Below are 20,826 nucleotides of genomic sequence, written 5' to 3'. Positions count from 1 at the left end.
GGCGGGCTGCGACCCTGGGTCCGGAAAGCGTTCGTTTACCGGCCAGTGGTGCCGGCTACGCCACCGCGTCGCGGAACACCTCAAGCTTGTCCAGTTCCTCGCGCAGGAACCCGATCAGCGCGCGGGTGGCCATCGACGGGTGCAGGTTGGGCGTGGTGATGATGAAGAGCTTGTTGCCCAGCCCCTCCGGGCGCCAGTCGGGCAGCACCGGCACCAGCCGGCCGGTGCGCACTTCCTCCCAGCCGATGTAGACCGGCAGCATGCCGATCCCGTGGCCCTCGCGCACGGCGCGCGCCAGGAACAGGAAGTTTTCGGACTGCAGCTTTGGCGTCAGCGCCACGTCCACGCGCTGCCCGTCGCGGTAGAGCGACAGCGGGAACTGCCGCGGCGGGTACGGCGGGCACAGGAAGTTGCAGCCGGTCAGGTCCGGCGGCACTTGTACCGGCGGGATGCCTGCGAGGTATTCCGGCGATGCATACAGTTGCCAGCGGATGTCGCAGATTTCACGCGCCACATGATCCAGCGGTGGCGCCGAAGTGACCTTCAGCGCGACATCGATCTCGGCCGCGATCAGGTCGTTGACGCGGTTGGCGAAGAACACGCGCAGCGTGATGCCGGGGTGCTTCTGCGCAAACTGCAGCAGCAGCGGCGCGATATAGGCATCGCCCAGCCCGGTAGGCACGCTCACGCGCACATGGCCACGCAGGGTCTGTCCCAGGCTGTCGATCTCGGCCTGCGCCGAGGCCACTTCCTGCAGGATGCGCACGCCGTGCTGGTACAGCGCATGGCCGGGCCCGGTCAGTTCCAGCCGGCGCGTGGTCCGGCGCAGCAGCTGGGCGCCGGCCTGGTGCTCCAGCTCACGCAGCTGGCGGCTGACCTGTGAGCGCGTCACGCCGCGGCGCCGGCCGGCTTCGGCCAGGTTGCCCGCATCGACGATGTCGACAAAGGCCTGGATCAGGTTGAGGTCCATCGGGGATTGCCTGCAGGATTGTCGCGTCTGGTGCAACATTGTGATTCCGATGCGCGTGATTGTCGATCCACGGCTACGCCGATACAGTGGTCGGCTGACAGAACGGATCGCATACAGGAGACAACGGATGGCCACGGACCTCTGGTTTGAAGACATGCACCGCAGCGGCGAAGAACTGCTGGCGCGCGGCGCCCGCCTGGCCGGCGGCCTGCGCGCGCTGGGCGTGCAGGAGGGCGACGTGGTCGCCGTGCTGCTGCGCAACGATCCGGCCTATGCCGACGTGGTCCATGCCTGCCGCACCGCCGGCTGCTACTACTGCCCGATCAACTGGCACTTCACCGCCGAGGAAGTGCGCTTCCTGCTGACCGACAGCGGCGCCAGGGTGCTGCTGGTGCAGGCCGACCTGCTGCCCGCCGTGCGCGACGCCGTGCCGGCCGGCATGACGGTGCTGGCGGTGGGCCGCCCCGCGCAAGGCGCCATCGACTATGAAAGCTGGCTGGCGCAGCAGCCGGCCTACGACGGCCCGCGCGTGGCACCGCGCGGTCATATGGCCTACACCTCCGGCACCACCGGCCGGCCCAAGGGCGTGGTGCGCCAGGCGCTGCCGCTGGACCGGCTGGAGGAACAGCTCGCGCGCATGCGCTCGGTGGTGCGGCAGACCTACGGTATCGAGCCGGGCTGCCGCACGCTGATGTCGGCGCCGCTGTACCACAGCGCGCCGGGCTCGTTTATCCAGAACGCGCTGCAGATGGCCGAACGCCTGGTGCTCACGCCGCGCTTTGATGCCGAGCAGGTGCTGGCGCTGGTGGAGAAGCACCGCATCGACGTGCTCTACCTGGTGCCGATCATGTACGTGCGCCTGCTCAAGCTGCCGCCCGAGGTGCGCGCCAAGTACGACCTGTCATCGATCCGCTTCGTTGCCTCCACCGGCTCGCCGTGCTCGCCCGACGTGAAGCGCGCGATGCTGGAATGGCTGGGCCCGGTCATCCATGAGACCTACGCCTCCAGCGAAGCCGGCATGATCACCGTGGCCACGCCGGCCGATGCCGCCGCGCGCCCGGGGACCGCCGGCAAGCCGGTCGATGACGCGCAGCTGCGCATCCTCGACGAGAACGGCCGCCAGTGCGCGCCGGGCGAAGTCGGCCTGGTCTACGTGCGCCAGCCCGCCTATCCCGACTTCAGCTACCGCAACAACGACGCCGCGCGCGCCGCCATCGACCGCGACGGGCTGGTGACGCTGGGCGACATGGGCTATGTCGATGCCGACGGCTACCTGTTTATCTGCGACCGCGCCTCGGACATGGTGATCTCCGGCGGCGTGAACATCTACCCGGCCGAGATCGAGCACGAGCTGGTGCGCTACCCCGGCGTGGCCGACTGCGTAGTGTTCGGCATCCCCGACGACGAATACGGCGAGCGCCTGCTGGGCATGGTGCAGCCGATGCCGGGCGTGGAGATCCGCGAGGCCGAGGTGATCGACTGGCTGCGCCAGCGGCTGTCGGGCTTCAAGGTGCCGCGCAGCATCGTGGTCGAGGCGCAGCTGCCGCGCGATGAAACCGGCAAGCTCGCCAAGCGCCGCCTGCGTGACCGATACTGGGAAGGCCGCCAGCGCCGCGTCTGAGCGCCCGCCCGGCCTGCATGGATCACGACCGATAACAACAGGAGGAGACGCGATGCAGAACCAACCGAGCGGACGGCGCGCCTGGCTCGCCGCGATGGCAGCCGGCGCGGGGTGCGCGCTGGCCATGTGGGGCGGGGCCGCGCAGGCTGCCTATCCCGATCGCCCGATCAAGCTGGTGGTGCCCTACACGCCCGGCGGCTCAACCGACCAGTTCGGCCGCGCGCTGGCCGACGGCATGTCGCGCCAGCTGGGCCAGACCGTGGTGGTGGAAAACCGCCCCGGCGCGGCCACCATGATCGGCACCACCAGCGTGGCGCGTGCGCCCGCAGACGGCTACACCATGGTGCTGGCCACCAACGGCAGCATGGTGCTCAACCCGATGCTGTACAAGAAGATCAACTACGATCCACCCAAGGACTTCAGGATCTTCAGCATTGGCGCCGAGGTGCCGCTGGTGGTGGTGACCAACCCCAAGGTCCCGGCCAGCAATATCCGCGAGTTCGCGGCCTACGCCAAGGCCGCGGGCGGCAAGCTCAACTATGGCTCGGTCGGCCTGGGCAACGCGCTCCAGCTGGCCACCGAAATGCTCAAGACCGAGCTGGGCATCAGCGTCACTCACGTGCCCTACAACGGCAGCGCCCCGGCGCTGTCGGCGCTGCTGGCCAACGACGTGCAGCTGATGGTGGATGTGGTCAGCACCTCGCTGCCGCATATCAAGGCGGGCAAGCTCAAGGCCCTGGCGGTCACCGGCCGCACCCGGCTGGATGTGCTGCCCAACGTGCCGACCGTGGCGGAAAGCGGCTATCCCAACTTCCAGGCCGCCACCTGGTTCGGCCTGGCCGTGCCCGCGCAGACGCCGCCCGATGCGGTGGCCAGGCTGCAGGCCGCTGCTGCCCACGTGCTCAAGGACGCGCAGTTCCGTTCCACCTTCAGCGCGCTGGGACTGGTCGTGCAGGCCCCGCGCACGCAGGCCGAGATCGACCGCTATATCGAAGCCGACCGCGAGCACTGGGGCAAGGTCATCAAGGCCAATAACATTTCGTTGGACTGACTGGAAGTGCCGGAGCCGCCAGGGCCATGGGGTAAGCTACTGCTCGCCCCTGGCCCGGCAGGCCGGCGGTGACTTTCCCGTCACCGCCCGCGCCAATCAGGAACAACCCGGCCGGGGCGGGCTCCAACCCGGAGCCGTTCATCAGGAGTCCGATTTGAAATTCCCCGTTGCCGGGCTGGCGCTTGCCGGCCTGCTGGGCGCCGCTGCCGGCGCCATTGCTGCCCCTGCTTCCGCCCCTGCCGCCAGGCCGGCGGCCCCCGCACCGGCCAAGGCCCAGGCCGAGAACAGCGCGCTGTCGCCGCTGCTGGCCATGCTGGAAATCGGCAACCCGCTGCCGGCCTTGCCGGATTGCGCCGACAAGCGCACGCCCGATGGCCGCGATGTCACCGGATTCTGTGTCGAACTGAAGGGCGATGGCCTGATGCGCCAGGTCGGCGTGCCGCGCGCGCAGCGCCCGTCCTTTATGGACGGCCCCTTTGTGCTGGCCTTTGTCGACCGCAACGCGCTGGTCGGCCTGGTGGTGCCGACCGCCGGCGCCAACTCGCAGCAGGCCGCGGCCGACAGCGTCAGCGCGCTGTACGGCAAGCCGTTCCGGCAGGAGCAGGTCGACATGCCCGACAAGGCTGGCAAGAGCGTCAAGACGCTGCACGCCGGCTGGATGCACAAGCCGCTGACGGTTGAGCTCTACGCCATGCCGGAAGACCCCAACACCGGCACCATCGAAATGCTGCTGCCGCAGGCGCGCATGCTGATGGCGGACAAGGATGCCGAGGTGGACAAGCAGCTCAATCCGGCCTCGGCGCCCGCGGCCAAGGGCGGCAAGGCAGCCGCCGCCAAGCCCGCACCGAAGCCTGCGCCCAAGCCGGAGAAGCCTGGCAGCTGGTAACACCCGCAGCAGGCGGGCCTCAGAGCCCTTCCATCACCTTGTCCAGCCCCCGCACCACGCCACGCACGGTGTGGACCTTGCGGATCGCCAGCAGCGCGCCGGCGACATAGGGCGTGGAGCCGTCGCCGGCCTCGTGCTTCAGGTGCAGGCGCTGGCCGTCGGCGCCGAAGATCACTTCCACGCCAAGCTGGTAGCCCGGCAGCCGCACCGCGTGCACCTGCGTGCCCGACATGGTGGCGCCGCGGGTTTCCTTCGGGCCGTTGACCTGGTCGACCGGCACCGCCTGCGCGGCGGCCTTGACCTGGCCGAGCCGGTAGGCCAGCTCGCGCACGGTGCCAGAGGGCACATCGATCTTGCCGGCCTTGGCGTAGTCGATGATCTCCCAGTGTTCCAGGTGGCGCGCGGCCATCTCGGCAAACTTCTGCAGCAGCACCACCGTGATGGCGAAATTGCCGCAGGCGAGCACGCCGCGGTCGGCCTGGCGTGCGGCCGCATCAATCTCCGCATAGTCCTCGTCGGTCAGCCCCGAAGTGCCCACCACCACGTGCGCGCCGTGCGCCAGCGCCTGCAGGATGTTGTGCTTGGCGATGCCCGGCTTGGTGTATTCGACATAGACGTCGTAGGGCGTTGCCCCCAGGGTCTCGATGCTGGCGGCCGCCACGCCCGGCGTATCGGCATGGCCGGTCAGCTGCGCCAGAGGCTGCCCGGCGGCGCCGCGCGACAAGCCGGCCACCAGGGTCATGTCGGCCGCATGGGCCACGCCGCGCGCCAGTTCGCCGCCGGCCCAGCCGGTCACGCCGCCCACGGCGACACGGATCGGGTTGTTCATATTGTTGCTCCGCAAACGCTTGATCGGGTTGGCAGCATACCGCGTCAGCCGGCGGCGCGCCGGCGGTCGAGCTTGCGTGCCAGCACGATCGAGGTGGTGGTGTGGTTGACGCCGTCGAGCATGCCGATCTCGTCGAGCAGCCGGTCCAGCCGGTCGTGCGTGTCGCAGCGGATCGCCACCAGGTAGTCGACCGGGCCACTGACGGAATTGACCTCTTCGATCTCGGGCAGGCGCTGCAGCGCGCGCAGGATGGCGGGCGCGGCCTTGGGCTGCACTGACAGGCCGCAGTAGGCCAGGATGGCGTTGTCTTCCATGCGCTGCCCCAGCCGCACGCCGTAGCCGGCAATCACCCCGCTGCGCTCCAGCCGCGCGATGCGCGCGACCACGGTGGTGCGGGCGATACCCAGGTGCCGGGCGAGGTTGGCGGCGCTTTCGCGGGCATTGGCCTGCAGCAGCGACAGCAGGTGCCGGTCGGTGGTGTCGAGCTCGGTCATTGCGTCGGGATGGTTCGTCGTTTCGTTCGATTATGGCGGGTTTTCGTCGTTCTTGTGGCTTCATTGTGTCGCGCGGGCTATCCATACTCCAGTCAACAGGACAACCTTTTCTTGTGGACGGAGACACCATGCAAGCCTCGAACCTGGGCCGGCAGGCCCCGCGCGACCTGCCCAAGGCGACCCGCCCGCTGCACGTGGTGGTGCTGGGTGCGGGCAAGATCGGGCGCACCATTGCCAGCATGCTGCATGACACTGGCGACTACCGCGTCAGCGTGGTCGATCATGACGCACGCCGCCTCGACGGCCTGCCGCGCGGCGTGCTGGCGCGCGCCGGCGACCCCACCGAGCCCGGCACCTGCGCCGCGTTGCTGGCCGGCGCCGATGCCGTGCTCAACGCGCTGCCGTTCCACGCCGCGATCAGCGTGGCTTCGGTGGCGGCGCGCCTGGGCGTGCATTACTTCGACCTGACCGAGGACGTGGCCGCGACCCAGGCCATCCGCCAGCTGGCGCAAAGCGCGCGCTCGGTGCTGATGCCGCAGTGCGGGCTGGCGCCGGGCTTTATCGGCGTAGTCGGGCATGACCTGGCGCAGCGCTTCCTGCGCGGCGGGGGGGAACTGCTGGACCTGCAGATGCGGGTCGGCGCGCTGCCGCGCTACCCCAGCAATGCGCTCAAGTACAACCTGACCTGGAGCACCGAGGGACTGATCAACGAGTACTGCAACCCGTGCGAGGCCATCGTCGACGGCCGCCGCGTGGAACTGACGGCGCTGGAGGGGCTGGAAAGCTTCGCGCTGGACGGCATCGAGTACGAAGCCTTTAATACATCTGGCGGCCTGGGCACGCTGCCCGAGACGCTGGCCGGCCGCGCGCGCCATGTCGACTACAAGTCCATCCGCTATCCGGGCCATTGCGCGCTGATGAAACTGCTGCTCAACGACCTGCGCCTGCGCGAACGCCGCGAATGGCTGCGCGATATCTTCGACCGCGCCATCCCGGTGACCGACCAGGACGTGGTGATCGTGTTCGCCACCGCCACCGGCTACCCCGCCGGGGGCGAACGCGGGCGCGGGCCGCTGACGCAGGCTTCGTTCTCGGCGCGCATCGGCGGAGTGGATGGCAAGGGTGGCCATGTCAACGCGATCCAGCTGACCACCGCCGCGGGAATCTGCACCGCGCTGGACATGGTGGCCACCGGCGCGCTGCCGCAATCCGGCTTCGTGCGGCAGGAGTCGATGCCGCTGGACGCCTTCCTTGCCAATCGCTTCGGCCGCCACTACACGCAGCATCCGCTCCAGGAGACCGTCATATGAAAGCGCAAGAGTTCGCTGCCTGCTGGGATTCGCTGGGCCTGCCGCGGCCGTGGCGGGAGGGCGCGCCGGCCGGTACCGTGACGGTACGCTCGCCGGTCGATGGCGAGGCCATCGGCCATGTCCCGGCCTGCACGCCGGCGCAGGCCGACGCGCTGATCGCCCGCGCCCATGCGGCGCAGACCACCTGGGCGCTGCTGCCCGCGCCCGCGCGCGGCGAGATCGTGCGGCGCTTCGGCGAGGTGCTGCGCGAACACAAGCCGGCGCTGGGCCGGCTGGTCTCGCTGGAGTCCGGCAAGATCCTGCAGGAAGGCCTGGGCGAGGTGCAGGAGATGATCGACATCTGCGACTTCGCGGTCGGGCTGTCGCGCCAGCTGCACGGGCTGACCATCGCCTCCGAGCGCCCGCAGCATGCAATGCGCGAGACCTGGCATCCGTATGGGCTGTGCGGCGTGATCTCGGCCTTCAACTTCCCGGTGGCGGTGTGGGCGTGGAATGCGGCGCTGGCGCTGGTGTGCGGCAACGGCGTGATCTGGAAACCCTCGGAAAGAGTCACCCTGTGCGCGCTGGCCGCGCATGGCCTGCTGGAGCGCGTGCTGGCCGCCGCGGCGCCGCAGCACACCGGCATCTCGGCGGTGCTGCCGGGCGGGCGCATGCTGGGCACCCACCTGGTATCGCACCCGGCGGTGCGGCTGGTCAGCGCCACCGGCTCGACCCGCATGGGCCGCGAGGTCGGCATTGCCTGCGCCGGGCACTTCAAGCGCAGCATCCTGGAGCTGGGCGGCAACAATGCCGCCATCGTCGCGCCCTCGGCCGACATCGAGCTGGCGGTGCGGGCCATCACCTTTGCCGCGGCCGGCACGGCGGGCCAGCGTTGCACCACGCTGCGTCGCTGCTTTATCCACGCCGACCTGATGGACACCATGGCGAGCCGGCTGATCACGGTGTTCGACCGCCTGCCCGTCGGCGACCCGCTCGCCGACGGCACCCTGGTCGGCCCGCTGATCGATACTGCCGCGGGCGATGCCATGGCCAATGCGCTGGCCGCCTGCCGCGCGCAAGGCAATATCGTCACCGGCGGCGAACGGCTGCTCGCCGACCGCTACCCGCATGCCTGTTATGTGCGGCCCGCGCTGGTCATGACCGACGAACAGCACGACACCATGCTGACCGAAACCTTCGCGCCGATCCTGTACATGATGCCGTACACCACGCTGGACGAGGCCATCGCGCTGAACAATGCCGCGGCGCACGGGCTATCGTCGTGCATCTTCACGGAATCGATGCGCGAGGCCGAGCGCTTCCTGTCCTCGGCAGGCAGCGACTGCGGCATCGCCAACGTCAACATCGGCACCAGCGGCGCGGAGATCGGCGGCGCCTTCGGTGGGGAAAAGGCGACCGGCGGGGGCCGCGAGTCGGGATCGGATGCGTGGAAGGGCTATATGCGCCGCGCCACCAACACCATCAACTATGGCGATTCGCTGCCGCTGGCGCAGGGGATACGGTTCGAGATCTGACGGCATCTCTGGATGTGTTACAAGGCGCGTAGGGAACGGTAACAAGCCTTACACGCCTTTGACGCCGTATTACGGTTTCTGCCCGTATAACGTCAGCAGGGCAGGCACATGCCCGTTCCGACCCCAAGGACAAATCATGAGAATGCTGACGATTGGACTGGCTGCCGCAGCGGCATCCGTCACCCTGCTGGGCGGCTGCGCCGTCTATCCCACGCCCGCCGGCCCCGCGGTCGGCCCTGCGCCGGTGTACGTGGCCCCGGCGCCGGTCGTGGTGGCACCGCGGCCGTACTATTACGGTGGCTATGGCTACTACGGCCGGGGATACCGCCACTGGTAAAGGCAGCCGTTGGCAGGATGATGCAGGAGGATGCCGGCGCGTAGAGAGAGGCTGCGCGCCGGTGGCATTTCAGTTGCCGGCGGCGTCGCCAGCCCGGCTATTCAGCCCGCCCCAGCTGGGCGCGAGCGTCTGGCCGATCTCCGGCAAGTCCACCAGGTCGAGCACGCGCCCGACCGTATGGTCGACCAGTTCGGCAATGCTCTGTGGCTTCTGGTAGAAACCCGGCACCGGCGGGAACACGATCCCGCCCATTTCCGTCACCGCCGTCATATTGCGCAGGTGCGCAAGGTTCAGCGGCGTTTCCCGCACCATCAGCACCAGCTTGCGCCGCTCCTTGAGCGTGACGTCGGCGGCGCGCGTGATCAGGTTGTCGGACAGGCCGTGCGCTATCGCCGCCAGCGTGCGCATGGAGCAGGGGGCCACCACCATCGCCTGTGCGCGGAACGAGCCGCTGGCGATGGTCGCACCGATGTCGCGCACGTTGTGCACGACGCTGGCCAGTGCCTCCACCTCGGCACGGCTGATGTCCAGCTCGTGCTGCAGGTTCATCACGCCAGCCGGCGAAATCAGCAGATGGGTTTCCACGGAAGGCGCCGCGCGCAGCACCTGCAGCAGGCGCACGCCGTAGATGGCGCCGGTGGCGCCCGTGATGGCGACGATCAGCCGTTTGGGTGTGCCGCCAGTCACGGACATAAAGGAACTCAGCCCTTCAGCAGGGTTTGCAGTTCGCCGTTCTGGTACATCTCCATCATGATGTCCGAGCCGCCGATGAACTCACCGTTCACGTAGAGCTGCGGGATGGTCGGCCAGTTGGCGTATTCCTTGATGCCCTGGCGCACGCCTTCGTCATCCAGCACGTTGACCGTGGTGGGCGCGTCCACGCCGCAGGCCTTCAGGATCTGGATGGCGCGGCCCGAGAAGCCGCACATCGGGAATTGCGCGGTGCCCTTCATGAACAGGACTACCGGGTTGCCCTTGACGATCTGATCGATCTTTTGCTGCACGTCGCTCATGGTTTGCTTTTCAGTGGGGCGATGCCGTGTCGCGGGCGCCGCCTGGGGGGAATGGGACACCACGCGGCCTGGCCGGTGGCGGGGATCTGACAACGATTTTACCGGAATCGCCGCCGGGCTTCAGTGAGCGGCAGTGATGCCGCCGGGCTGAGCGCCTGGCCAGCGCCCGCCGGTGCAGCGTTCCAGGCCGGCCAGGTCGCGGGCGGTGAAGACCCCGGTGAAACCGGCGTCCTCCAGCAGCTGGCGGGTGGCCTGCGCCTGGTCGTAGCCATGCTCCATCAGCAGCCAGCCGCCAGGCAGCAGCCGGGCGCCGGCACCGGCGACGATGACCCGCAGGTCGGACAGGCCGTCGTCGTGGTCGGTGAGCGCGTCGATCGGTTCGAAGCGCAGGTCGCCTTCGGCCAGGTGCGGGTCGCCCTCGGCGATATAGGGCGGATTACTGACGATCAGGTGGAAGCGCAGGCCCGCCGGCAGCGCCGCGTACCAGTCAGATACCAGGAAGTGGATGCGGTCGGCGCCGAGCGCGCTGGCGTTGTCCTGCGCCACCATCAGCGCGCCGGGCGAGATGTCGGTGGCCCAGACTTGCGCATCGCGGCGCTCGCGCGCCAGCGTCACGGCCAGGATGCCCGAGCCCGTGCCCAGGTCCAGCACGGTCGGCTGCGGCACCTCGGCCAGCCGAGCCAGCGAGGCTTCGGCGGCGACCTCGGTATCGGGCCGCGGGATCAGCACGTCAGGCGTGACCCGGAACTTGCGGCCGAAGAATTCGCGCTCGCCGATCAGGTAGGCCATCGGCTCGCCCGCCAGCCGCCGCGCCAGCAGCGTGGCAAAGGCGTCGCGCTGGGCGATGGTGAGGGTGTCGGTGTCACGCGTGATCAGCTGGGTGCGGCTCAGGCCGGTGACATGCGTCAGCAGCATGCGCACTTCCAGGGCAGGCAACCCGACCATGGCGGCGAGGGTCTGGGCTTCGCGCAGCGTGGGGGTCGCCGGCAGCGCGGCAGAGTTTGGGGAAGACATCGAAAGGGGGGGACGGTTCTTTTGCCGGCTACAAAAAACCCCACCGGCGCAAAGGCCTGGCGGGGCTTTGGGGCGGGACTTCCAGCTTGGCGCCAGTGTACCGCTCATCGACAGCGGGTGGCGCAATGCCCCCGCCCGGACGATTACTTATTGACGGCGTCCTTGGCCTTGTCGGCACCCGTGTTGACGGCATCCTTGGCGGCCTGCTTGGCATTTGCCATGGCGTGACCGGCGTCTTCCTTGGCCTTTTCGGCGGCGGCCGAGACGTCGGCTGCAGCACCGCTGGCGGCGGACTTGGCTGCGTCAGCGGCGTTGCTGGCGGCAGCGGCGGCATCGCTCGCGGCGGCCTTGGCGGATTCAGCGGCGCTTTGCATGGCGCTCTCGGCGTTCGAGGCGGCAGGCGGGGCTTCTTCCTTCTTGCTGCAAGCGGCCATGGCCGCGGTGATCATCAACAGCGCGAGCAGTTTTTTCATGATTTCGTCCTAGGTATGTTCTCGGGAGAGACTACGCCGGCACCATTCTCCGTTTGCCGGTCGAAATCGATTATAGACAGCCGCCTTACCCCTACCAGTGCTGTTTCAAGCATTTACAAGAAATACAAAGATATCGGCGACTTTACGCGGTGTTCGTGGCGGAAGTCTTTTGCGGATGGGTTTAGTGGCGCTTACGCACCTTCGCCAAGCGCTGCCAGCTGGTCAGCCTGATGCTCGGAGGCCAGCGCCGACAGCAGTTCATCCATGTCGCCGTCCATGATCATGTCGATCTTGTACAGCGTCAGGTTGATACGGTGGTCGGTCACCCGCCCCTGCGGGAAGTTGTAGGTGCGGATGCGGTCGCTGCGGTCGCCCGAGCCGATCAGGTTGCGCCGCGTGCTGGCCTCCTTGGCCTGCGCGGCGCGCGTCTGCATGTCCTTGATGCGGGCCGCCAGCACCTTCATCGCCTTGTCCTTGTTGCGGTGCTGGCTGCGGTCGTCCTGGCACTCGACCACGATGCCGGTCGGCAGGTGGGTGAGGCGCACCGCGGAATCGGTCTTGTTGACGTGCTGGCCGCCCGCGCCCGAGGCGCGGAAGGTGTCGATGCGCAGGTCGGCCGGGTTGATCTCGACTTCGCCCACTTCATCGGCTTCGGGCATGACCGCGACCGTGCAGGCCGAGGTATGGATGCGCCCCTGCGCCTCGGTCGCCGGCACGCGCTGCACGCGGTGGCCGCCTGATTCGAACTTCAGCCTGGAGAATGCCGCGTCGCCGGCGATGCGCACGATCACTTCCTTGTAGCCGCCCAGGTCTGATTCCGATTCGCTCATCACTTCGACCTGCCAGCGCTGGCGTTCGGCATAGCGCGTGTACATGCGCAGCAGGTCGCCGGCGAACAGTGCGCTTTCCTCGCCGCCGGTGCCGGCGCGGATTTCCAGCAGCAGGTTGCGGTCGTCGTTGGGGTCCTTGGGCAGCAGCAGGCGCTGCAGGCTCGCTTCCAGGGCTTCCAGCCGCGCGCGCGCGCTGGCGATCTCGTCGGCGGCAAAGTCCTTCATCTCCGGATCGTCCAGCAGCGCCTGCGCGGTGGCCAGGTCGTCCTGCGCCTGGCGGTACTGGCCGTATTGCTCGGCCACCGGCGACAACTCGGCATGTTCGCGGCTGAGCTTGCGGTACTGGTCGATCTTGGCGGTCGCGTCTTCGCGCGCGAGCAGGGCGTTGACTTCATCGAGTCGCTCGGCCAGTTGGTCGAGCTTGGCAAGCATGCTGGCTTTCATCGGATGTGGGGGAAAGAGGTGGGCCAGGGGCCGGGGCTACCCGTGGACGGGCGGCGGCGTGCCGGCGCGGCAGGGCGCGCGGCGCAAGGGCAGAGCGGCTAGCGCTCGGAGTGGCTGCTGTGGCGGAACAGGCCCGGCACCAGGCGCAGCAGCGCCTCGCGGTCTTCGCCCTGGGTATGGTTCAGCGCGTGGGTGGGGCCGTGCAGGAACTTGCGGGTCAGCGCGCCGGAGAGGGCCTCCAACACGGCTTCAGGGTCGTCGCCGCGTGCCAGCATGCGGCGCGCGCGTTCCAGTTCAGCCTGGCGGATGGCTTCGCCGCTGGTCTGCAGTTCGCGGATGACCGGCACCACGCTGCGGGTTTCCAGCCAGTGCATGAAGTTCTGCACCCGGCTTTCGATGATGGCTTCGGCCTGCGCGACCGCGGCCTGGCGCATCGCGTTGCCTTCACGCACGATCGCGCCGAGATCGTCGACGGTGTACAGGAAGACGTCGTCCAGGCGCGCGACTTCGGGCTCCACGTCGCGCGGCACGGCCAGGTCGACCATCATGATGGGGCGGTGCTTGCGGCGCTTGACCGCGCGCTCCACCGCGCCCAGACCGATGATCGGCAGCGAGCTGGCGGTGCAGGACACCACGATATCGAACTCATGCAGGCGCTCGCCCAGGTCCGTCAGGCGGATCGCGTTGGCGGTCAGGCCCTGGCCGGAGAGCTGCTCCGCGAGCTTTTCGCCGCGTTCCACGGTGCGGTTGGCCACCACGATCTGACGCGGCTGCTGCGCGGCGAAGTGCGTGGCGCACAGTTCGATCATCTCGCCCGCGCCGATAAACAGCACGCGCTGGGTCGAGACGCTTTCAAAGATCCGTTGCGCCAGCCGCACCGCGGCCGCTGCCATCGACACCGAGTGCGCGCCGATCTCGGTCTGGCCGCGCACTTCCTTGGCCACCGCGAAAGTGCGCTGGAACAGCTGGTTCAGGTACGTGCCCAGCGAGCCGGCTTCGCCGGCGGTGCGCACGGCGTCCTTGAGCTGGCCCAGGATCTGGGTCTCGCCCAGCACCATCGAATCCAGGCCGCTGGCCACGCGGAAGGCATGGCGCACGGCTTCGGACTGCGGCAGCGCGTACAGGTGCGGCGCCAGTTCGCCCACGGGCACGTTGTGGTGCTGCGACAGCCAGCGCAGGGTGTGCTCGAAACCATCCGTGCCCGGTGTCAGGACGTCGGTCGCGCAGTAGATCTCGGTGCGGTTGCAGGTGGACAGGATGGCGGCTTCGGTGCCGCTGCGCCCCGACAGGTGGGAGCGCAGCGCACCCAGCGCGGGCTTGATCTGCTCGAGCGGAAACGCTACCCGCTCGCGCAGCGAGACGGGTGCCGTTGTGTGATTGATGCCGATCGCGAGCAGTTGCATTTGTAGGGGACGGGTACGGTCCGGCGCGTGGCCGGACCGGATGCCATTATACCGCCGGGATCGCTAATTGCAGGCGCGGGGCCGGATTGCAGTATCGTTACGCCGCAGCCCTTGCGGCTGTGATGCTGACAACACAGGAGAAGCGGATGCTGGGCACCTTGATCGTGGGTTTGCTGGTGGGGCTGGCGGCGCGCCGGCTGCATCCGGCAGGGCGCGTGGTGACCCTGCCGGCCGCGCTGGTGCTGGGCGCGGCGGGTGCGGCGGGCGCTTTCTATGGCGGCCGCGCCTTGCACCTGTTTATCGACGGGCAGCTCAGCAGCTGGCTGGCGGTGATCGCCGGTTCGGCGCTGCTGGTGGGGGCCTGGGGCGCAGTGCGGCCGCGCGGGCGGTAAGAACAGAACTGATCGCGGCGGCGGGAATCCGCTCGCCGCATGATCGCGATCAGAAGCGGACCGGCGATTGGGCAATGTCGGCCTTGGCTCTTCCCGCCAGCAGCCGGCGCAGCACGCCGCTGGAATAGTGACTGGCCACATCCTTCAGGAATGCCGCGAAGTCCACATGGGCGCTATCGTCGGCCCGGTCCGAAATGGTCCGCATTACGGCATACGGCACGCCGTATTCGTGGCAGACCTGCGCCACCGCGGCGCCTTCCATTTCCACCGCCAGCAATCCGGGCAGCCGCTCACGCAACTCCGTAACCGCCGCCGGTGAGCCGATGAACTGGTCGCCGCTGGCGATCATTCCGTGGTGCAGCGCCGGCGCGGCCACGCCGAATCGTTCCAGCACCTCGCGCGGCACCTCGGCAGGCAGGTCCAGCTGCAGAAATTCGCGCGCGGCGGCTTCCAGCTCGGCGGTCAGCGCCGGGTCGGCCGGGAACTCGGCACGGTCCAGCAGCGGCACTTCATGGCGGCCGAAGAACGGGCGTGCGTCGAGGTCATGCTGGATGGTGCGGTCGGCGATGACGATGTCGCCGACATTGGTGCCGGCGCCGATGCCCCCGGCCAGCCCGGTGAAGACAATCTGCGTCGCGCCGAACTCGCGGATCAGCGTGACGGTGGTCGCCGACGCCGCCACCTTGCCCATGCGCGCCAGCACCAGCACGCACGGCTGCCCGAACAGCTGGCCGGCATAGTAGTCGCGCATGCCGATCGTGCGCACCGTGGCGCGGCTGTCGTCATGGCGCATGGCGGCTACCAGGCCATCGACTTCATCATGGATGGCAGCAAGGATTCCGAGAGTCATGGAACGGGCGAAGGACGAGAAAACCACAGCATACCGGCCCGCGCGGGCCGGGCATAGATTAGAGCGCGACCGCACCACCCCCTCCCACGGAACAGGTGCGGCCCCCGCGCCGCTTTGCTAAAGTCCCCGTCATCTCAGCACGCAAGGGCGAGCATGCAAGGCACACCCACCGTAGCCAACGGCGAACGGCGCGCCATCCGCCGGGCACTGGCCGACTGGCGCGCACTGGGGCGCCTGGACGCGGCTGGCGTCCCTGAGCCGTGGGCGCGCACCGAGCCCGTCGCCAGCGACTGGCGCCGCTGGCTGGACACGGCGCTGATGGCGCTGGGCACCGCGCTGCTGTGCGCGGGCGTGATCGTGTTCTTCGCCTTCAACTGGCAGGACCTCCACAAGTTTTCCAAGTTCGGCCTGCTGGCCGGCGCGCTCACGCTGCTCGCCGCCTTTGCCTGGCTGCGCCCGGCTGGCGACACCGCGGGCCGCGCCGCGCTGGGCGGCGCGCAGGTCGTCGCCGGCGTGCTGCTCGCGGTGATCGGGCAGACCTACCAGACCGGCGCCGACGCCTGGCAGCTGTTTGCGCTATGGGCGTTGCTGGCGGTGCCCTGGGCGCTGGCGGCGCGCGCCGCACCACACTGGTGGCTGGTGATCGTGGTCGGCAACGTGGCGTTGCTGCGCTATTTCAGCATCCGCTTCGGTGTCGAAGGCGTGTTCGCGCTGCTGTTCGATACGCGTCATATGCGCACCGCCACGCTGGCGCTGCTGGGCGCGGTGGTGCTGCAACTGGTGCTGTGGCAGCTGCTGTGCGCCAGGGCGCCCGCGCTGGGCTTGCGCGGGCAGACCGGCAGCCGCATGCTGGCCGCGCTGGCCTGTGTGCACGCCGGCTCGCTGGGGCTGGCCAGCCTGCTGGACAGCCACTTCGACGGCGCCGCATTCGCGCTGGCCTTGGTGGTACTGGCCGCCCTGGTCTGGTGGTTCCGCCAGCGCGCCTTCGACATCGTGGTGCTGAGCCTGGCCTGCCTGACCGGCATCGTGCTGGCGGTGGCCGCGATCGCCAAGGTGCTGTTCGAGGGCAAGGACGATTTCGGCGCCTTCCTGCTGCTCGGGCTGGTGACCGTCGGCCTTGCCGCCGGCGCGGCCGCCTGGCTGATGCGTGCCTGGCGTGGCCAACTGGAGCAGGCATGACGACCGAACTGCAGACCGAGCAACGGCTCTGGCAGGATCTCGCTGCAGGCGGCGAGGTACAGGGCGAGCGGCCCGACCACACCCACACCCCCTGGGCCGTGCGCTGCCTGATGGGCGCGGCGGGCTGGCTCGGCGCCTTGTTCTTCCAGCTCTTCCTGGTCGGCACCGTCTTCGTCGCCGCGCGCGAGAACGGCATCGCCATGGCGGTGACCGGCCTGGCCATGATCGCGCTGGCCGCGCTGCTGTACTGGCGTGGCGGCGGCATTGCCGCGGGGCAGTTCGCGCTGGCCGTGAGCCTGAGCGGGCAGGGTATGGCCGTGTTCGGGCTGGCCGAGGCCCTGGGCTTCACGCGCGTCACCGAGAGCGCAGGCTTCTGGGCCGGACTGGCACTGTTCGAGGCAGCGCTCGCCTTGCTGGTCCCCAACCGGCTGCACCGGCTGCTGTGCGCGGTGGGCGCATGGATCGGGCTGGCAGGCGCCATGCATCTCGTCCTGGCCGGCAGCGAGCCGAAGGACTGGCTGTTGCTGACCTGGTCCCTCGGCTGGCTGGTGCCGCTCGGCTGCGCGCTGGTGACGGGTTTCACGCTGGCCGAAGCACGCCTGTGCGCGGCCGGCCGCCACACGCTGCTGGAACCGCTGGCCGACGCGACGCTGCTGTTCACGCTGGCCGTTGCACTGGTCGTCACCGGCATGAGCCATCCGCTGGCCTGGCTGGGCGGCCCGGAAGCCGGACGTATCCCGCTGGCGCACTGGGTCGCTGGCGGGCTGGCCACGCTGGTGCTGGCCGGCTTCGCGCTCGCCGAATGCCGCCGGCTGGCACTCAGCCCCGCCGTACAGGGCGCCGTCCTTGCTGGCGTGGCGGCCTTCGGCGCGCTGATGGCCGCCGCGCCCGCAGTCGTGGCAGGGGTTCTCGCGCTCGGCCTGGCCCTGCGCCGCGCGTCGATGCCGTGGCTGGGCCTGGGCATCGCCAGCATCGCTATCGGCTTTATCTGGTACTACAGCGCGCTGCACTGGACGCTGCTGGCCAAGTCCGCCACGCTTGCCGCGGCTGGCGTACTGCTGCTGGCAGGCCGTTACTGGCTGCTGGGCCGCACCAAGATGGAGGCCGCATGAAACGCTGGATCCTGATCGCCTGGGCCCTGACGCTGGCACTTGCCGCCGCCGGCATCGCCGGCAAGGAGCGCCTGCTGGCGCGCGGTGAAACCGTCTACCTCAAGCTCGCCCCGGTCGACCCGCGCTCGCTGATGCAGGGCGACTATATGGCGCTGAACTTCGAGATCGGCAACATGATCCGCGCCGCTCAGATGCGGAAGCAGGACGACCGGCCTCCACGCAATGGCGTGGCGGTGATCCGCAGTGACGAACAGGGCGTGGCCAGCTTTGTACGCGTGTACGGTGGCGAGCCGCTGGCAGCAGGGGAGCAACTGCTGCGCTACCAGGTCGCCCGCTCGCGCTGGGGCGGCATGCAGGTGCAGGTGTCGACCGATGCGTATTTCTTCCAGGAGGGGCAGGGCGAGCGGTTCGCGCAGGCGCAGTATGGGGAGTTCCGCGTGGGGGCGGACGGGCAGGCGCTGCTGGTGGGGTTGCGGGGGAAGGGGATGGAGAGGTTGTGAGGCGAAAGTGATGTGCCCCGGCCCAAAGAAAATAGCCACCGCATGCGGTGGCTATTTCACGAGATCTGCCGGTCAGACATTGAACAGGAAGTTCATCACATCCCCATCCTTCACCACATACTCCTTCCCTTCCGCCCGCATCTTGCCGGCTTCCTTCGCGCCGGTCTCACCCTTGAAGCTGATGAAGTCTTCATAGGCGATGGTCTGCGCGCGGATAAAGCCGCGTTCGAAGTCGGTGTGGATCACGCCGGCTGCCTTGGGGGCGGTGTCGCCGACGTGGATGGTCCAGGCGCGCACTTCCTTGACCCCGGCGGTGAAATAGGTCTGCAGACCGAGCAGCTTGAAGCCGGCGCGGATCACACGGTCCAGGCCGGGTTCTTCCATGCCCAGGTCGGCCAGGAATTCGGCCTTGTCGGCGTCGTCCAGGTCGGCGATCTCGGCTTCGATGGCGGCGCAGACGGACACCACGGGGGAATTGGTCAGCTTGGCGTGCTCGCGCACGGCGTCCAGGTGCGGGTTGTTCTTGAAGCCGTCTTCACGCACGTTAGCGACGTACATGGTCGGCTTGGCGGTGATCAGGCAGAACGGGCGGATGGCTTCCCACTCTTCGGGCGCCAGGTCCAGGGTGCGCACGGCCTTGGCCTGGTCCAGCACGGCTTGCGCCTTTTCCAGCACGGCGACCAGGCGCAGGGCTTCCTTGTCGCCGGCGCGGGCCGGCTTGATGTAGCGGGCCAGGGCCTTCTCGACGGTGGCCAGGTCGGCCAGCGCGAGTTCGGTGTTGATCACTTCGATGTCCGACAGCGGGTCCACCTTGCCGGCCACGTGGATCACGTTGTCGTCCTCGAAGCAGCGCACCACGTGGGTGATGGCGTCACATTCGCGGATATTGGCCAGGAACTGGTTGCCCAGGCCTTCACCCTTGGAGGCGCCCGCCACCAGGCCGGCGATATCGACGAACTCGACCACGGCCGGCAGAACGCGCTCCGGCTTGACGATCTCCGCCAGCTTGGCGAGCCTCGGATCCGGCACTTCGACCACTCCCACATTGGGTTCGATGGTGCAGAACGGGTAATTTTCGGCGGCGATGCCGGCCTTGGTCAGGGCATTGAACAGCGTGGACTTGCCGACGTTGGGCAGGCCGACGATGCCGCATTGGAGGCTCATGGTAGAAGGCGGGAAATTGCAAAACCCGTATTCTAGCGGAAGGGGGCTTCGCCATCGGCCTGCATGGTCGGGGCATGCGGGCGTGGGGCAGGGCCAGGAGTGACGTGGCTATAATCCAGCCATGACCCGATCCCACGCGTCCGCGCGCCCGTCTGCGCGCAACTCCTCCGCTTTCCAGGTTGCTGTCGTCGGCGGCGGCATCGTCGGCAAGTCCTGCGCGCTGCTGCTGGGCCAGCAGGGCATGGACGTGGCGCTGGTCGCGCCCAGGCCGCCCCGCGCCAGCGGCCGCGCGCCGGCCGGGCCGGATGACTGGGACAGCCGTATCTATGCCTTCTCGGCCAGCTCGCACGCGCTGTTGGAGCGCATGCGCGTCTGGGAAGCGCTGGACCCGGCGCGGATCCAGCCGGTGCGTGACATGCGCGTGTTCGGCGATGTCAGCGCGGCCGAGACTTCACCCAGCCTGGACGGGGACCTGCACTTCTCGGCCTACGCGGCCGCCGTGCCGCAGCTGGCGTGGATCATCGAATCCGGCCACGTCGAGCGCGCACTGGATACGGCGCTGGGCTTTCAGCATCAAGTGACCTGGCACGACGCCACGGCGAGCGCGTTCGAGCGCGATCCGGACGGTGTCACGCTGACCCTGGGCAATGGCGAAAAGCTGCGCACGGCCTGCGTGGTCGGCGCCGACGGCGCGCGCTCCTGGCTGCGCCAGCAATGCCATATCGGCGTCAGCACGCGCAAGTACCGCCAGCTGGGCGTGGTCGCCAATTTTGCCTGCGAGCGGTCGCACCACGAAACCGCGTGGCAGTGGTTCCTGGGCGCGCCCGAAAAGCTGATGGCCGACGAGGAACCCGCCAACGGCGAAGTGCTGGCGATACTGCCGCTGCCGGACAACCATGTGTCGATGGTCTGGTCCGCCGACGAGGCCCACGCGCACGAACTGCTGGCGCTGTCGCCCGAGGCCCTGGCCGCCACCGTGATGCAGGGCGCCAGCGGCGCGATCGGCGCGCAGTTCGGCGCGCTGCGCTGCGTGACCCCGGCGCAAGGCTTCCCGCTGGTGCTGCAGCGTGCCGACCACTTCGTGCAGCCGCACGTGGCGCTGGTGGGCGACGCCGCCCACGTGGTGCATCCGCTGGCCGGGCAGGGCATGAACCTGGGCCTGCGCGACGTGGCGGAACTTGGCCGCGTGATGGCCGACAAAGAACCTTTCCGCAGCGAGGGCGACCTGCGCCTGCTGCGCCGTTACGAGCGCGCCCGCGCCACCGACCTGTTGTCGCTGACCGCGGCCACCGACGGCCTGCACCGGCTGTTCTCGCTGCCGGGCGGCGTGGCGCGCGTGGTGCGCAACACCGGCATGCGCGCGGTCGGCGGACAGTCCTTGCTCAAGCGCTTCCTGATCGCGCGCGCGCTCGGCTGACCGCGGCCGCACCCACGATCCGA

22 protein-coding genes are annotated in these 20,826 nt (G+C 68.9%); 11 read left to right on the top strand and 11 right to left on the bottom strand.

Translation table 11 applies throughout. From position 1 onward, the window contains the following. Positions 1–55: 55 nt before the first annotated feature. Complete coding sequence (locus CNE_RS16080) at positions 56–970, bottom strand: LysR family transcriptional regulator (RefSeq protein WP_013958145.1); 915 nt, start codon at positions 968–970, stop codon at positions 56–58. A gap of 127 nt (positions 971–1,097) precedes the next feature. Here CNE_RS16080 and CNE_RS16075 point away from each other — a divergent pair, with 127 nt between their 5' ends. The 3 genes from CNE_RS16075 (at position 1,098) to CNE_RS16065 (ending at position 4,528) form a co-directional block, all read left to right on the top strand. Next, on the top strand, positions 1,098–2,591 hold the full coding sequence (locus CNE_RS16075; RefSeq protein ID WP_013958144.1) for an acyl-CoA synthetase: 1,494 nt from the start codon (positions 1,098–1,100) through the stop codon (positions 2,589–2,591). Positions 2,592–2,643: 52 nt separating this feature from the next. Next, complete coding sequence (locus CNE_RS16070) at positions 2,644–3,642, top strand: Bug family tripartite tricarboxylate transporter substrate binding protein (RefSeq protein ID WP_013958143.1); 999 nt, start codon at positions 2,644–2,646, stop codon at positions 3,640–3,642. A 154-nt stretch (positions 3,643–3,796) separates the two neighbouring features. Beyond that, positions 3,797–4,528, top strand: coding sequence for a hypothetical protein (locus tag CNE_RS16065; RefSeq protein ID WP_013958142.1), 732 nt, complete (start codon positions 3,797–3,799; stop codon positions 4,526–4,528). Positions 4,529–4,547: 19 nt separating this feature from the next. On the opposite strand, the gene dapB is transcribed toward CNE_RS16065, so the two are convergent. Then, positions 4,548–5,357: a 4-hydroxy-tetrahydrodipicolinate reductase gene (dapB, locus tag CNE_RS16060; protein ID WP_013958141.1), complete on the bottom strand. Its 810-nt coding sequence runs from the start codon at positions 5,355–5,357 to the stop codon at positions 4,548–4,550. Between the two features lie 44 nt (positions 5,358–5,401). Then, the gene (locus CNE_RS16055; protein WP_010809873.1) at positions 5,402–5,851 is read right to left on the bottom strand and encodes an Lrp/AsnC family transcriptional regulator; all 450 of its coding nucleotides are present in this window, start codon (positions 5,849–5,851) and stop codon (positions 5,402–5,404) included. Between the two features lie 128 nt (positions 5,852–5,979). On the opposite strand from CNE_RS16055, the gene CNE_RS16050 reads away from it, so the two are divergent. The 3 genes from CNE_RS16050 to CNE_RS16040 all read left to right on the top strand — a co-directional run bounded on the left by CNE_RS16050 (position 5,980) and on the right by CNE_RS16040 (position 9,012). Continuing rightward, positions 5,980–7,161 carry a saccharopine dehydrogenase C-terminal domain-containing protein gene (locus tag CNE_RS16050; protein WP_013958140.1) on the top strand — a complete coding sequence of 394 codons (1,182 nt, stop codon included), beginning with the start codon at positions 5,980–5,982 and terminating at the stop codon, positions 7,159–7,161. Beyond that, a complete protein-coding gene (gene amaB, locus CNE_RS16045; protein ID WP_013958139.1) occupies positions 7,158–8,675 on the top strand; it encodes an L-piperidine-6-carboxylate dehydrogenase in 1,518 nt (505 codons plus the stop codon). Before CNE_RS16050 ends, amaB begins: the two co-directional genes overlap by 4 nt. 142 nt (positions 8,676–8,817) lie before the next feature. Next, complete coding sequence (locus CNE_RS16040) at positions 8,818–9,012, top strand: hypothetical protein (protein WP_013958138.1); 195 nt, start codon at positions 8,818–8,820, stop codon at positions 9,010–9,012. A gap of 69 nt (positions 9,013–9,081) precedes the next feature. Here the strand turns inward: CNE_RS16040 and CNE_RS16035 are convergent, their stop codons facing one another. From CNE_RS16035 to hemA, 6 genes are all read right to left on the bottom strand, one after another. Next, positions 9,082–9,705 (bottom strand): UbiX family flavin prenyltransferase, encoded by a 624-nt coding sequence (locus CNE_RS16035; RefSeq protein ID WP_013958137.1) that lies wholly within the window; start codon positions 9,703–9,705, stop codon positions 9,082–9,084. Between the two features lie 8 nt (positions 9,706–9,713). Then, positions 9,714–10,025 carry a Grx4 family monothiol glutaredoxin gene (gene grxD, locus CNE_RS16030; RefSeq protein WP_041228169.1) on the bottom strand — a complete coding sequence of 104 codons (312 nt, stop codon included), beginning with the start codon at positions 10,023–10,025 and terminating at the stop codon, positions 9,714–9,716. A gap of 120 nt (positions 10,026–10,145) precedes the next feature. Continuing rightward, positions 10,146–11,039, bottom strand: a complete 894-nt coding sequence (prmC, locus tag CNE_RS16025) for a peptide chain release factor N(5)-glutamine methyltransferase (RefSeq protein WP_041228167.1) — start codon at positions 11,037–11,039, stop codon at positions 10,146–10,148. A 143-nt stretch (positions 11,040–11,182) separates the two neighbouring features. Then, positions 11,183–11,512 carry a hypothetical protein gene (locus CNE_RS16020; protein WP_013958134.1) on the bottom strand — a complete coding sequence of 110 codons (330 nt, stop codon included), beginning with the start codon at positions 11,510–11,512 and terminating at the stop codon, positions 11,183–11,185. Between the two features lie 191 nt (positions 11,513–11,703). Next, complete coding sequence (prfA, locus tag CNE_RS16015; protein WP_013958133.1) at positions 11,704–12,786, bottom strand: peptide chain release factor 1; 1,083 nt, start codon at positions 12,784–12,786, stop codon at positions 11,704–11,706. 98 nt (positions 12,787–12,884) lie between these two features. Continuing rightward, complete coding sequence (hemA, locus tag CNE_RS16010) at positions 12,885–14,189, bottom strand: glutamyl-tRNA reductase (RefSeq protein WP_013958132.1); 1,305 nt, start codon at positions 14,187–14,189, stop codon at positions 12,885–12,887. A gap of 146 nt (positions 14,190–14,335) precedes the next feature. Here hemA and CNE_RS16005 point away from each other — a divergent pair, with 146 nt between their 5' ends. Then, the gene (locus CNE_RS16005) at positions 14,336–14,581 is read left to right on the top strand and encodes a hypothetical protein (protein ID WP_013958131.1); all 246 of its coding nucleotides are present in this window, start codon (positions 14,336–14,338) and stop codon (positions 14,579–14,581) included. Positions 14,582–14,630: 49 nt separating this feature from the next. Here the strand turns inward: CNE_RS16005 and CNE_RS16000 are convergent, their stop codons facing one another. Beyond that, complete coding sequence (locus tag CNE_RS16000; protein WP_013958130.1) at positions 14,631–15,431, bottom strand: 5'-methylthioadenosine/adenosylhomocysteine nucleosidase; 801 nt, start codon at positions 15,429–15,431, stop codon at positions 14,631–14,633. Between the two features lie 153 nt (positions 15,432–15,584). Between CNE_RS16000 and CNE_RS15995 the strand changes: the two genes are divergently transcribed. The 3 genes from CNE_RS15995 to CNE_RS15985 are packed head-to-tail and all read left to right on the top strand — an operon-like array spanning position 15,585 to position 18,222. Next, positions 15,585–16,610 (top strand): DUF2157 domain-containing protein, encoded by a 1,026-nt coding sequence (locus CNE_RS15995; protein ID WP_013958129.1) that lies wholly within the window; start codon positions 15,585–15,587, stop codon positions 16,608–16,610. Then, positions 16,607–17,722 (top strand): DUF4401 domain-containing protein, encoded by a 1,116-nt coding sequence (locus CNE_RS15990; RefSeq protein ID WP_013958128.1) that lies wholly within the window; start codon positions 16,607–16,609, stop codon positions 17,720–17,722. The genes CNE_RS15995 and CNE_RS15990 overlap by 4 nt, the downstream gene beginning before the upstream one ends. After that, positions 17,719–18,222, top strand: coding sequence for a GDYXXLXY domain-containing protein (locus CNE_RS15985; RefSeq protein ID WP_013958127.1), 504 nt, complete (start codon positions 17,719–17,721; stop codon positions 18,220–18,222). Before CNE_RS15990 ends, CNE_RS15985 begins: the two co-directional genes overlap by 4 nt. Before the next feature lie 72 nt (positions 18,223–18,294). Here the strand turns inward: CNE_RS15985 and ychF are convergent, their stop codons facing one another. Continuing rightward, a complete protein-coding gene (gene ychF, locus CNE_RS15980; RefSeq protein ID WP_013958126.1) occupies positions 18,295–19,386 on the bottom strand; it encodes a redox-regulated ATPase YchF in 1,092 nt (363 codons plus the stop codon). A gap of 121 nt (positions 19,387–19,507) precedes the next feature. On the opposite strand from ychF, the gene CNE_RS15975 reads away from it, so the two are divergent. Further along, complete coding sequence (locus CNE_RS15975; RefSeq protein WP_013958125.1) at positions 19,508–20,803, top strand: UbiH/UbiF family hydroxylase; 1,296 nt, start codon at positions 19,508–19,510, stop codon at positions 20,801–20,803. Positions 20,804–20,826: the final 23 nt, after the last annotated feature.

The organism is Cupriavidus necator N-1, from assembly GCF_000219215.1.
GTDB lineage: Bacteria > Pseudomonadota > Gammaproteobacteria > Burkholderiales > Burkholderiaceae > Cupriavidus > Cupriavidus necator.
This window is presented reverse-complemented; position numbering and strand designations above follow the sequence as displayed.

Bases quoted from the DNA above. Each gene is read 5' to 3' on its own strand.
- ychF (WP_013958126.1), bottom strand. From the start codon at position 19,386: ATGAGCCTCCAATGCGGCATCGTCGGCCTGCCCAACGTCGGCAAGTCC.
- hemA (WP_013958132.1), bottom strand. From the start codon at position 14,189: ATGCAACTGCTCGCGATCGGCATCAATCACACAACGGCACCCGTCTCG.
- CNE_RS16075 (WP_013958144.1), top strand. From the start codon at position 1,098: ATGGCCACGGACCTCTGGTTTGAAGACATGCACCGCAGCGGCGAAGAA.
- CNE_RS15985 (WP_013958127.1), top strand. From the start codon at position 17,719: ATGAAACGCTGGATCCTGATCGCCTGGGCCCTGACGCTGGCACTTGCC.
- amaB (WP_013958139.1), top strand. From the start codon at position 7,158: ATGAAAGCGCAAGAGTTCGCTGCCTGCTGGGATTCGCTGGGCCTGCCG.
- CNE_RS16040 (WP_013958138.1), top strand. From the start codon at position 8,818: ATGCTGACGATTGGACTGGCTGCCGCAGCGGCATCCGTCACCCTGCTG.
- dapB (WP_013958141.1), bottom strand. From the start codon at position 5,357: ATGAACAACCCGATCCGTGTCGCCGTGGGCGGCGTGACCGGCTGGGCC.
- CNE_RS16055 (WP_010809873.1), bottom strand. From the start codon at position 5,851: ATGACCGAGCTCGACACCACCGACCGGCACCTGCTGTCGCTGCTGCAG.
- prfA (WP_013958133.1), bottom strand. From the start codon at position 12,786: ATGAAAGCCAGCATGCTTGCCAAGCTCGACCAACTGGCCGAGCGACTC.
- grxD (WP_041228169.1), bottom strand. From the start codon at position 10,025: ATGAGCGACGTGCAGCAAAAGATCGATCAGATCGTCAAGGGCAACCCG.
- CNE_RS15995 (WP_013958129.1), top strand. From the start codon at position 15,585: ATGCAAGGCACACCCACCGTAGCCAACGGCGAACGGCGCGCCATCCGC.
- CNE_RS16000 (WP_013958130.1), bottom strand. From the start codon at position 15,431: ATGACTCTCGGAATCCTTGCTGCCATCCATGATGAAGTCGATGGCCTG.
- CNE_RS16050 (WP_013958140.1), top strand. From the start codon at position 5,980: ATGCAAGCCTCGAACCTGGGCCGGCAGGCCCCGCGCGACCTGCCCAAG.
- CNE_RS16020 (WP_013958134.1), bottom strand. From the start codon at position 11,512: ATGAAAAAACTGCTCGCGCTGTTGATGATCACCGCGGCCATGGCCGCT.
- CNE_RS16005 (WP_013958131.1), top strand. From the start codon at position 14,336: ATGCTGGGCACCTTGATCGTGGGTTTGCTGGTGGGGCTGGCGGCGCGC.
- CNE_RS15990 (WP_013958128.1), top strand. From the start codon at position 16,607: ATGACGACCGAACTGCAGACCGAGCAACGGCTCTGGCAGGATCTCGCT.
- CNE_RS15975 (WP_013958125.1), top strand. From the start codon at position 19,508: ATGACCCGATCCCACGCGTCCGCGCGCCCGTCTGCGCGCAACTCCTCC.
- prmC (WP_041228167.1), bottom strand. From the start codon at position 11,039: ATGTCTTCCCCAAACTCTGCCGCGCTGCCGGCGACCCCCACGCTGCGC.
- CNE_RS16070 (WP_013958143.1), top strand. From the start codon at position 2,644: ATGCAGAACCAACCGAGCGGACGGCGCGCCTGGCTCGCCGCGATGGCA.
- CNE_RS16035 (WP_013958137.1), bottom strand. From the start codon at position 9,705: ATGTCCGTGACTGGCGGCACACCCAAACGGCTGATCGTCGCCATCACG.
- CNE_RS16080 (WP_013958145.1), bottom strand. From the start codon at position 970: ATGGACCTCAACCTGATCCAGGCCTTTGTCGACATCGTCGATGCGGGC.